The organism is Pseudomonas mandelii (genome assembly GCF_002251635.1).
Classification (GTDB): Bacteria; Pseudomonadota; Gammaproteobacteria; order Pseudomonadales; family Pseudomonadaceae; genus Aquipseudomonas; species Aquipseudomonas mandelii_B.
This window is the reverse complement of sequence record NZ_NMOJ01000223.1, coordinates 1-10,986: the sequence shown is the minus strand read 5'-3', so window position 1 is coordinate 10,986 and position 10,986 is coordinate 1. Positions and strand designations below refer to the sequence as shown.

General features: G+C 61.3%; 8 protein-coding genes. 2 read left to right on the top strand and 6 right to left on the bottom strand.

Going from position 1 to position 10,986, the window contains the following annotated elements; all coding sequences use genetic code 11:
- Positions 1 to 42 precede the first annotated feature (42 nt).
- From prpD to B7L09_RS27060, 6 genes are all read right to left on the bottom strand, one after another.
- Positions 43 to 1,527 (bottom strand): 2-methylcitrate dehydratase, encoded by a 1,485-nt coding sequence (gene prpD, locus B7L09_RS27085; RefSeq protein ID WP_094471444.1) that lies wholly within the window; start codon positions 1,525 to 1,527, stop codon positions 43 to 45.
- Between the two features lie 172 nt (positions 1,528 to 1,699).
- A complete protein-coding gene (prpF, locus tag B7L09_RS27080; protein ID WP_094471443.1) occupies positions 1,700 to 2,890 on the bottom strand; it encodes a 2-methylaconitate cis-trans isomerase PrpF in 1,191 nt (396 codons plus the stop codon).
- A gap of 53 nt (positions 2,891 to 2,943) precedes the next feature.
- Positions 2,944 to 5,541: a Fe/S-dependent 2-methylisocitrate dehydratase AcnD gene (gene acnD / locus B7L09_RS27075; protein WP_094471442.1), complete on the bottom strand. Its 2,598-nt coding sequence runs from the start codon at positions 5,539 to 5,541 to the stop codon at positions 2,944 to 2,946.
- Positions 5,542 to 5,743: 202 nt separating this feature from the next.
- Positions 5,744 to 6,871: a bifunctional 2-methylcitrate synthase/citrate synthase gene (gene prpC, locus B7L09_RS27070; protein ID WP_094471441.1), complete on the bottom strand. Its 1,128-nt coding sequence runs from the start codon at positions 6,869 to 6,871 to the stop codon at positions 5,744 to 5,746.
- 147 nt (positions 6,872 to 7,018) lie between these two features.
- The gene (gene prpB / locus B7L09_RS27065) at positions 7,019 to 7,909 is read right to left on the bottom strand and encodes a methylisocitrate lyase (protein WP_094471440.1); all 891 of its coding nucleotides are present in this window, start codon (positions 7,907 to 7,909) and stop codon (positions 7,019 to 7,021) included.
- Positions 7,906 to 8,628 (bottom strand): GntR family transcriptional regulator, encoded by a 723-nt coding sequence (locus B7L09_RS27060; protein WP_094471439.1) that lies wholly within the window; start codon positions 8,626 to 8,628, stop codon positions 7,906 to 7,908. Before B7L09_RS27060 ends, prpB begins: the two co-directional genes overlap by 4 nt.
- Before the next feature lie 299 nt (positions 8,629 to 8,927).
- Here B7L09_RS27060 and rloA point away from each other — a divergent pair, with 299 nt between their 5' ends.
- Together rloA and rloB are read left to right on the top strand one after the other, a co-directional pair.
- On the top strand, positions 8,928 to 9,464 hold the full coding sequence (gene rloA / locus B7L09_RS27055) for a retropepsin-like aspartic peptidase RloA (RefSeq protein WP_094471438.1): 537 nt from the start codon (positions 8,928 to 8,930) through the stop codon (positions 9,462 to 9,464).
- 5 nt (positions 9,465 to 9,469) lie between these two features.
- A partial coding sequence (gene rloB, locus B7L09_RS27050; RefSeq protein ID WP_094471437.1) for an osmotic stress tolerance membrane protein RloB occupies positions 9,470 to 10,986 on the top strand: 1,517 nt, incomplete at its 3' end.

Here is a 10,986-nt window from a genome sequence, read left to right as displayed (position 1 = left end):
TTCGCGAGCAAGCCCGCTCCCACATTAGTTTCGTGGTGTTGTTTAGATTACAAAATAATCAACGAAGCGGTTCACAGGCGTGGCCTCAAGCCGTGCCTGATCCTTGCACAACGCAAAAATCTGCGCACTGCGCTGCGCGGTAAACCGCGTGGCCAAATTGGCCTTGAACTTGTCTTCCAGCAACGGAATGCCATCCACCCGACGCCGACGATGGCCAATCGGGTATTCCACCGCCACCTGCTCGGTGCTGGAGCCGTCCTGGAAAAACACCTGCACCGCGTTGGCGATGGAGCGTTTGTCCGCCTCCAGGTATTCGCGGCTGTAGCGCGGGTCTTCGATGATGACCATTTTTTCGCGCAACACATCGATGATCGGGTGCGCCGTGTGGAAGCTGTCTTCGTACTGCTCGGCGACCAGATTGCCAAAGGCCAGCGGCACCGCGGTCATGTATTGCAGGCAGTGGTCGCGGTCGGCGGCGTTGGCCANNGGGCCGACCTTGGAAATGATGCGGATCGCCGATTCGTGGGTGGTAATGACGATTTTGTCGATCTCATGCAGACGATTTCGAACCTGCGGATGCAGGGTCACTGCCGCTTCGCAGGCGGTTTGTGCGTGGAATTCAGCGGGGAAACTGATTTTGAACAGCACGTTTTCCATCACGTAGGTGCCGTATGGGCGGGAGAAGCTGAAGGCGCGTTTGTCTTCGGGCTTGAGCGCCAGGTCGTTGTTGGTGTGGCTGAACAGCACGTCGTAAAAACCCCACTGCGGCGCGCTTAACACGCCCGGGATGCCCATCTCGCCACGCAGTGCGATGTCCGCCAGGCGCACACCACGGCTGGACGCATCGCCCGCCGCCCAGGACTTGCGCGACCCGGCATTCGGCGCATGCCGATACGTGCGCAGCGCCTGGCCGTCGGCGAAGGCGTGGGACAACGCTGACAGCAACTGCTCGCGATTGGCGCCCATGAGTTTGGCGGTGACGGCGGTCGAGGCGACTTTCACCAGGATGACGTGATCGAGCCCTACCCGATTGAAGGAGTTTTCCAGTGCGATCACGCCTTGAATCTCGTGGGCCATGATCATGGCTTCGAGCACCGCGCGAACGGTCAGCGGCGCATCGCCATTGGCCAGGCGCTTTTGCGACAGGTGATCGGCCACGGCGAGAATGCCGCCGAGGTTATCGGACGGATGGCCCCATTCAGCGGCAAGCCAGGTGTCGTTGTAGTCGAGCCAGCGCACGATGCAGCCGATGTCCCATGCCGCCTTGACGGGATCGAGCCGGAATGGGGTGCCTGGCACGCGTGCACCGAACGGGACGATGGTGCCTTCCACGATAGGGCCCAGGTGTTTGGTGCATTCGGGGAAGCGCAGGGCCAGCAGGCCNCAACCGAGGGTGTCCATCAGGCAGTTGCGGGCGGTGTCCAAGGCGTCCCGTGAATCGATCCGGTAATTGAGGACGTAATCGGCNATGTCCTGCAGGACGGTGTCGTAGTCGGGGCGGTTGTTCAGGTCGACGTTGGCGCTCATGTTCGATTCACTCGGTTAGTGGTTCGTTGATGGGACCTCGGTTCAGGGCAATCTCGATTAGTTACAACATGCTTAGTATTGAAACGCAGTCCTGTGGGAGCGGGCTTGCCCGCGATGGCGGTGTATCACCAACTTGGATGCCGAATGTGAAGGCCTCATCGCGGGACTTGTGTCAGAACGAATCGCCGGGAACGCGTACGAAGCCTTCCATCAGGACTCGCGCGCTGCGGCTCATGATGGCTTTTTTTACCACCCATTCACCGTTCACCTGGCGGGCTTCGGCGCCGACACGCAAGGTGCCGGACGGATGCCCGAAGCGCACGGCGTTACGTTCAACACCACCGGCGGCGAGGTTAACCAACGTCCCGGAAATTGCCGCCGCCGTGCCGATCGCCACCGCTGCCGTGCCCATCATCGCGTGGTGCAACTTACCCATGGACAGCGCACGCACCAGCAAGTCGACATCACAGGCCTTGATCGCCTTGCCACTGGACGCCACGTAGTCCGCAGGCTTGGCCACAAACGCCACCTTCGGCGTGTGCTGGCGCTGGGCGGCCTCGTCGAGGTGTTTGATCAGGCCCATGCGCAGTGCGCCATAGGCCCGCACGGTTTCGAACATCAGCAGGGCTTTNGGATCGCTGTTGATCGCGCCTTGCAGCTCGGTGCCGGTGTAGCCAAGGTCTTCGGCGTTGATGAAAATCGTCGGGATGCCCGCGTTGATCAGTGTCGCCTTGAAGGTGCCGACACCGGGTACTTCGAGGTCGTCGACCAGGTTGCCGGTGGGGAACATCGAGCCGCCGCCGCCCTCTTCTTCCGCCGCCGGGTCCATGAATTCGAGCTGCACTTCGGCGGCCGGAAAGGTCACGCCATCGAGTTCGAAGTCGCCGGTTTCCTGCACCGCACCGTCGGTGATCGGCACATGGGCGATGATGGTCTTGCCGATATTGGCCTGCCACACCCGCACCACCGCTACACCGTTGTGCGGCACGCGGGCCGGGTCGACCAGCCCGGCGCTGATGGCGAACGAGCCCACCGCCGCCGACAGGTTGCCGCAGTTGCCGCTCCAGTCGACAAAGGGCTTGTCGATGGAGACCTGGCCAAACAGGTAGTCCACGTCGTGCTCGGCGCGTGTACTTTTGGCCAGGATCACGGTTTTGCTGGTGCTGGAGGTGGCACCGCCCATGCCGTCAATCTGCTTGTCGTANGGGTCGGGGCTGCCGATCACGCGCAGCAACAAGGCATCGCGCGCCGGGCCTGGAACCTGTGCCGCTTCGGGCAGGTCCTTGAGGCTGAAGAACACGCCCTTGCTGGTGCCGCCACGCATATAGGTGGCGGCGATTTTAATTTGAGGTACGTGAGCCATGATGTTCCTTTTAGGATCGAGCGGGACCGCGGGTCCCGCCCGAACTCATCGTGTTAAACGGCAACCGCCGATTCTTCGAGGAAGTCCTGCGCGAAGCGCTGCAACACGCCACCCGCCTCGTAGATCGACACTTCTTCAGCGGTGTCCAGGCGGCACGTCACCGGCACTTCGACACGTTCGCCATTCTTGCGGTTGATGACCAGGGTCAACTGCGCACGCGGCGTGCGCTCACCGATCACGTCGTAGGTTTCGCTGCCGTCGATGTTCAAGGTGTGACGGTCGGTGCCCGGCAGGAACTCCAGCGGCAACACGCCCATGCCCACCAGATTGGTGCGGTGGATGCGTTCGAAGCCTTCGGCGGCAATCGCTTCCACACCGGCCAGGCGTACGCCCTTGGCCGCCCAGTCGCGGGACGAGCCCTGGCCGTAGTCGGCACCCGCAATAATGATCAGCGGCTGCTTGCGTTCCATGTAGGTTTCGATGGCTTCCCACATCCGCGTGACCTGGCCTTCGGGCTCGATACGCGCCAGGGAACCCTGCTTGACCTTGCCGTTTTCAACCACCATTTCGTTGAACAGTTTCGGGTTGGCGAAGGTCGCGCGCTGCGCGGTCAAGTGGTCGCCGCGGTGGGTGGCGTAAGAGTTGAAGTCGACTTCCGGCAGGCCCATTTTCGCCAGGTATTCGCCGGCGGCGCTGTCGAGCATGATCGCGTTGGACGGCGACAGGTGATCGGTGGTGATGTTGTCCGGCAGCACCGCCAGCGGGCGCATCCCCTTGAGCGGGCGAGCACCGGCCAGCGCGCCTTCCCAGTACGGCGGGCGGCGGATGTAGGTGCTTTGCGGGCGCCAATCGTATAGCGGCGCGACTTTCGGGCCGGTGTCTTCGTGAATCGCGAACATCGGGATGTAGACCGCGCGGAACTGCTCCGGCTTGACCGAAGCCTTGACCACCGCGTCGATTTCTTCATCGCTCGGCCAGATGTCTTTGAGGCGGATTTCCTTGCCGTCGGCATCCAGGCCCAGCACGTCCTTTTCAATGTCGAAACGGATGGTGCCGGCAATCGCATAAGCCACCACCAGCGGCGGCGAAGCGAGGAACGCTTGCTTGGCGTACGGGTGAATGCGCCCGTCAAAGTTGCGGTTACCGGAAAGCACGGCAGTGGCGTAGAGGTCGCGGTCGATGATTTCTTGCTGGATCACCGGGTCGAGCGCACCGGACATGCCGTTGCAGGTGGTGCAAGCGAACGCCACCACACCAAAACCCAACTGCTCCAACTCGTGGGTCAAGCCCGCTTCATCGAGGTACATCGCCACGGTTTTCGAGCCGGGCGCCAGCGAGGATTTGACCCACGGTTTGCGGACCAGCCCGAGCTTGTTGGCATTACGTGCCAACAGGCCGGCGGCGATCACGTTGCGCGGGTTGCTGGTGTTGGTGCAACTGGTAATGGCAGCGATGATCACCGCGCCATCGGGCATTTGCCCCGGCACTTCGGTCCACTGGCCGGAGATGCCTTGGGCGGCCAGATCTGACGTCGCGACGCGGGCGTGGGGGTTGCTCGGGCCGGCCATGTTGCGCACCACCGAGGACAGGTTGAAGGTCAAGCCGCGCTCGTATTGTGCATTCTTCAAGCTGTCAGCCCACAGGCCGGTTTGCTTGGCGTAGTTCTCGACCAACTGCACTTGCTCGTCTTCACGGCCGGTGAGTTTGAGGTAGTCGATGGTCTGCTGATCGATGTAGAACATGGCGGCGGTGGCGCCATATTCCGGGGCCATGTTGGAGATAGTCGCGCGGTCGCCCAGGGTGAGTGCCGAGGCACCTTCGCCGAAGAATTCCAGCCATGCCCCCACCACTTTCTGCTTACGCAGGAATTCGGTCAGCGCCAGCACCATGTCGGTCGCGGTAATGCCCGGTTGCAGCTTGCCCGTCAGCTCCACGCCGACACTTTCCGGCAGGCGCATCCACGAGGCGCGGCCGAGCATCACACTCTCGGCTTCGAGGCCGCCGACGCCGATGGCGATCACACCCAGGGCATCCACGTGCGGGGTGTGGCTGTCGGTGCCGACGCAGGTGTCGGGGAACGCCACACCGTCACGCACCTGAATCACCGGGGACATTTTCTCCAGGTTGATCTGGTGCATGATGCCGTTGCCCGGCGGGATCACGTCGACGTTCTTGAAGGCCTTTTTGGTCCACTCGATAAAGTGGAAACGGTCTTCGTTGCGACGGTCCTCGATGGCGCGGTTTTTCTCGAACGCGTCCGGGTCAGCACCACCGGCTTCAACGGCCAGGGAGTGGTCGACGATCAGTTGGGTCGGCACCACCGGGTTGACCTGGGCCGGGTCGCCGCCTTGCAGGGCGATGGCATCGCGCAGGCCGGCGAGGTCGACCAGGGCGGTCTGGCCGAGGATATCGTGGCACACCACGCGCGCCGGGAACCACGGGAAGTCGAGGTCACGCTTGCGCTCGATCATCTGGCTCAGGGACGCATTGAGCGTGGCCGGGTCGCAACGACGCACCAGGTTTTCCGCCAGCACGCGAGAGGTGTACGGCAGAGTGTCGTAGGCGCCAGGCTGGATGGCCTCGACAGCCGCACGGACGTCGAAGTAATCCAGGCGGCTGCCGGGCAGCGGTTTACGAAATTCAGTGTTCATCGTCAGGACTCGGTCACGGTAGTTTCAAAGGGTGGGGCCAGACATCCGGTTTGAATTCAACACGTCCCCTGTGGGAGCGAGCTTGCTCGCGATNGCGGTGGGTCAGGCGACATTTATGTTGAATGTGACTCCGTCATCGCGGGCAAGCCCGCTCCCACAGGAATTTGCATTACTTTCAAATCCCTGCGTCGGCTTTCACCATTCAGCGTTGTTCGATTGGCACGAACTTGCGCTGTTCGACGCCGACGTACTCGGCGCTCGGGCGGATGATGCGGTTGTTGGCACGTTGCTCGAACACGTGCGCGGCCCAGCCGGTGAGGCGCGAACACACAAAGATCGGCGTGAACAGCTTGGTCGGTATGCCCATGAAGTGGTACGCCGAGGCATGGTAGAAGTCGGCGTTGGGGAACAACTTCTTCTGCTCCCACATGGTCTTGTCGATGGCTTCCGAGACCGGGAACAACACGTTGTCGCCCACTTCGTCAGCGAGTTTTTTCGACCAGCCCTTGATCACTTCATTGCGCGGGTCGCTGTCTTTGTAGATCGCGTGGCCAAAGCCCATGATCTTGTCTTTGCGCGCCAGCATGCCAAGGGTGCCTTCGACGGCTTCTTCGGCCGAGCCGAAACGCTCGATCATTTCCATCGCCGCTTCGTTGGCGCCGCCATGCAGCGGGCCGCGCAGGGAGCCGATGGCGGCCGTGACGCACGAATACAGGTCGGACAAGGTCGAGGCACACACGCGGGCGGTGAAGGTCGAGGCGTTGAACTCGTGTTCCGCGTAGAGGATCAGCGACACGTTCATGACTTTCTCATGCAGCGCGCTCGGCTTCTTGCCGTGCAGCAGGTGCAGGAAGTGGCCGCCGATGCTGGGCTCGTCGGTCACGCAGTCGATGCGCTTGCCGTCGTGACTGAAGCGGTACCAGTAGCACATGATCGCCGGGAAGGCGGCGAGTAGGCGGTCGGTGACATCGCGTTGCACGCTGAAGTCTTTCTCGGGCTCGATATTGCCCAGGAACGAGCAACCGGTGCGCATCACGTCCATCGGGTGGGCGTCGGCGGGGATGCGTTCCAGCACTTCTTTCAAGGCCTGGGGCAGATCGCGCAGCGTGCTCAGTTTTTTGCTGTAGGCGGCGAGTTGTGCCTTGGTCGGCAGTTCGCCGTAAAGCAGCAGGTAGGCGACTTCTTCGAATTGTGCGTCAGCCGCCAGTTCGCGAACGTCGTAGCCGCGATAGGTCAGGCCGGCGCCCGATTGGCCCACGGTGGACAGAGCGGTTTGCCCGGCAACCTGGCCACGGAGCCCGGCGCCACTGAGTACTTTTGCTTCGGCCATTGCTGTCTCCAGTTTTTGAATTTGTTAGGGAACCTGCAATTTCTACACGGTTATCTTGATTCTGTAGCAGCTGCCAAGCATCGCGAGGCTGCGTTCGGTTCGGGCCGCGNTTCTCCAATTTTGTAGTTATTCAGGGAGGCGCGTTCGTTACTTTTTCGCGGCGAACAGCGCGTCGAGCTTCTGCTCGAAGGTGTGGTAGTCGATGCGATCGTAAAGCTCCATGCGGGTTTGCATGGTGTCGATCACGTTCTGTTGGGTGCCGTCGCGACGGATCGCGGTGTAGACGTTCTCGGCCGCCTTGTTCATGGCGCGGAAAGCGGACAGCGGGTACAGCACCAGTGACACGTCGGCAGCGGCGAGTTGCTCGGTGGTGTACAGCGGCGTCGCGCCGAATTCGGTGATGTTGGCCAGGATCGGCGCTTTCACGCGGCTGGCGAACAGCTTGTACATGTCCAGTTCGGTGATGGCTTCCGGGAACACCATGTCGGCGCCGGCTTCGATGCAGGCGGCGGCGCGTTCCAGGGCGGACTCCAACCCTTCCACGGCAAGGGCGTCGGTGCGCGCCATGATCACGAAGCTGTCATCGGTGCGCGCATCCACGGCGGCCTTGATGCGGTCGACCATTTCCTGCTGGGACACGATCTCTTTATTCGGGCGATGCCCGCAGCGCTTGGCGCCGACCTGGTCTTCGATGTGGATGGCAGCGGCGCCGAACTTGATCATCGACTTGACCGTGCGCGCCACGTTGAAGGCTGAGGAACCGAAACCGGTGTCCACGTCTACCAGCAGCGGCAGGTCGCACACGTCAGTGATGCGGCGCACGTCGGTCAACACGTCATCCAGGCCGGTGATGCCCAAATCCGGCACGCCGAGGGAGCCGGCAGCNACCCCGCCACCCGACAGGTAAATAGCCTTGAAACCGGCGCGCTTGGCCAGCAGCGCGTGGTTGGCGTTGATTGCGCCCACCACTTGCAAGGGATGTTCGCTGGCGACTGCATCGCGGAAACGCTGGCCTGGAGTTTTATTGTTGGAACTCATGACTCACCTCGCTGAGTGGCTGTCTGGGGCGCGCCGTCCGGGAAGTGACGGGCGATATTGCGTTTGGAGGCGCCGATATGCCGGCGCATCAACAACTCGGCTAGCTCACCGTCACGGTCGGCGATGGCGTCGAGAATTCGGTGGTGTTCGGCAAAGGCCTGGTGCGGGCGATTGGGTGTGGTGGAAAACTGGATGCGGTACATGCGCACCAATTGGTACAGCTCGCCGCAGAGCATTTGGGTCAGCGTGCGATTACCGGCGCCTTGAATTATCCGGTAATGAAAATCGAAGTCGCCTTCCTGCTGGTAATAGCCAACGCCGGCCTGAAACGCCTCATCGCGCTCGTGGGTTTCGAGGACCCGGCGCAGTTCGTCGATTTCTTCGACAGTCATGCGCTCGGCCGCCAGACGACAGGCCATGCCTTCGAGGGATTCGCGAATTTCGTAGAGNTCGATCAGCTCGGCATGGCTCAAGGACACCACTCGCGCGCCAACGTGAGGCACGCGCACCAGCAGACGCTGGCCTTCCAGGCGGTGGATCGCTTCACGCAATGGACCACGGCTGATGCCGTAGGTGCGCGCCAGTTCCGGCTCGGAGATCTTGCTGCCGGGGGCGATTTCGCCTTTGACGATGGCGGCCTGGATNCGGCGGAAGACGTTTTCGGAAAGCGTCTCCGACTCGTCTTGCGTAACCACCGGGGGATCGAGTTGATCCAGCATATTGTCGACACCTTNAAANGCAATGCCGCAAAAACTAGCGAATACAGGCGCAACAGTCAAAGGATAAATAGGTATTGTCGACAATCGTCTAATAACCGACTGCACCACAACGAAGCAGCCCCTCTGTTTATAGCCCCCCGCCAGCGCTGGCGCCATCAACCCACCGTGCTAGAATGCCGCCCGCATTTGTTTGTGACATCTGCACTGCTTGTCATAAATAGTTGATAGGCATACGAGGGAGCTTGCGCAGCGATGCCAGGGCCTTGAATCGAAGTACGGACCGCTGCGCACCAGGATTTATGAGACTCAAGCCCTTCCCGACATTCCTTTATATTCTTTGCCTGCCCGGTTTCGCCGTGGCGGGGGAAAAGACCGTGTACGGCCTCAACGAGTACGCGTCCCTGGACGGCATTAACCTTGAAGTCGCCGCCAAACTCGACACTGGGGCGAAAACAGCGTCCCTGAGTGCTCGCGACATCAAACGTTTCAAACGCAATGGCGAGTCCTGGGTGCGCTTCTATCTGGCCATCGACGCCGCGCATTCGCACCCCATCGAACGGCCGTTGGCCCGCGTCAGCAAGATCAAGCGCCGCGCCGGTGACTACGACCCCGATGAGGACAAGAACTACACCGCCCGCCCTGTGATCGCGCTGGAAATCTGCATGGGCAGCGCTTTACGCAGCATCGAAGTGAACTTGACTGACCGCAGCGCCTTCCAATACCCGCTGCTGATCGGCTCCGAAGCGTTGAAACGCTTTGATGCGCTGGTCGACCCCAGTCTTAAATACGCAGCGGGCAAACCTGCCTGCGCCGCCGACGCACATACCGCAGAGTAATTCCAATGCGCTCTCTTACCCTCCATCTGAAACTGCTGATCGCCATCCTGGTGGTGCTGGGCATTTCAGTTACGGCCTATCAGATTTTCGTGCTGGGGATTCCTGTCACCGAGGACGCCACCGACGACCTGTGGAACATCGACGCCAAGGTCGAGTTCGTCGCCAACCCCAAGGACCCGGTGAAAATCTCGATGTTCGTGCCGCCGCTGAGCCGCGATTACGTCAGCCTCAACGAGAGCTTCATTTCCAATAACTACGGCGTGGCCGTGAACCGCGTCGACGGCAACCGCAAGGTCACCTGGTCGGCGCGCCGGGCCAAGGGCAATCAGACCCTTTATTACCGTCTGGTGCTGACCAAGCGCTACAGCGGTGAAAAGGTCAAGGTCAAGGGCCCGACCTTCCGCGACAGCATCGCAGTGGACGGCCCGGAGAAGATCGCCGCCGAAGCCTTGCTGGCGCCGATACGCCAGCACTCGGCNGACGTCGAAACCTTNATCGGCGAAGCCATCAAGCGCACCAACAACCTCAACGACGACAATGTGAAGTTGCTGCTGGCCGGCGATCCGTCGACGCCGCACAAGGCCAAGATCGTCGAACTGCTGTTGTCCATCGCCCACGTGCCGATCGAAAAGGTCCACACCATCCGCCTGGTGGCCGACCAACCGCAAACCCCCGAGCTGTGGCTGCGCAGTTTCAACGGCAATGACTGGCTGTACTTCAACCCGGAAACCGGCGAGCAAGGCCTGCCGTCCGACCGCCTGTTGTGGTGGACGGGCGATGAAAACCTGATCACGGTCGATGGCGGCAAGAAAGCCATGGTCACCTTCAGCCTGAACAACAGCGAAATGAACGCCATTCGCCTGGCCAAGCTGACCGACGAAAACACTGACGCCAACTTCCTCGAATATTCGCTGTACGGCCTGCCGCTGCAAACCCAGCAGACCTTCATGATCATGGTGATGATCCCGATTGGCGTGCTGGTGATTCTGATCCTGCGCAACCTGATCGGCCTGCAGACCCTGGGCACCTTTACCCCGGTGCTGATCGCCCTGGCGTTTCGCGAGACGCAGCTGGGCTTCGGCATTGTCCTGTTTACGATTATCACGGCGCTGGGCCTGTCCCTGCGCTCGTACCTGGAACACTTGAAGTTGCAGATGCTGCCGAGGCTATCGGTGGTGCTGACCTTCGTGGTGGTGCTGATTGCGGCCATCAGCCTGTTCAGCCACAAACTCGGCCTGGAACGCGGGCTGTCGGTGGCGCTGTTCCCGATGGTGATCCTGACCATGACCATCGAACGCCTGTCGATCACCTGGGAGGAGCGCGGCGCCAACCATGCGCTGAAAGTGGCGATCGGTACGCTGTTCGCTGCCTCCCTGGCGCACATCATCATGAGCGTGCCGGAGCTGATCTACTTTGTGTTTACCTTCCCGGCGATCCTGTTGATCCTGGTGGGCTTCATGCTGGCCATGGGTCGTTATCGCGGCTACCGCCTGACCGAGCTGGTGCGCTTCAAGGCCTTCCT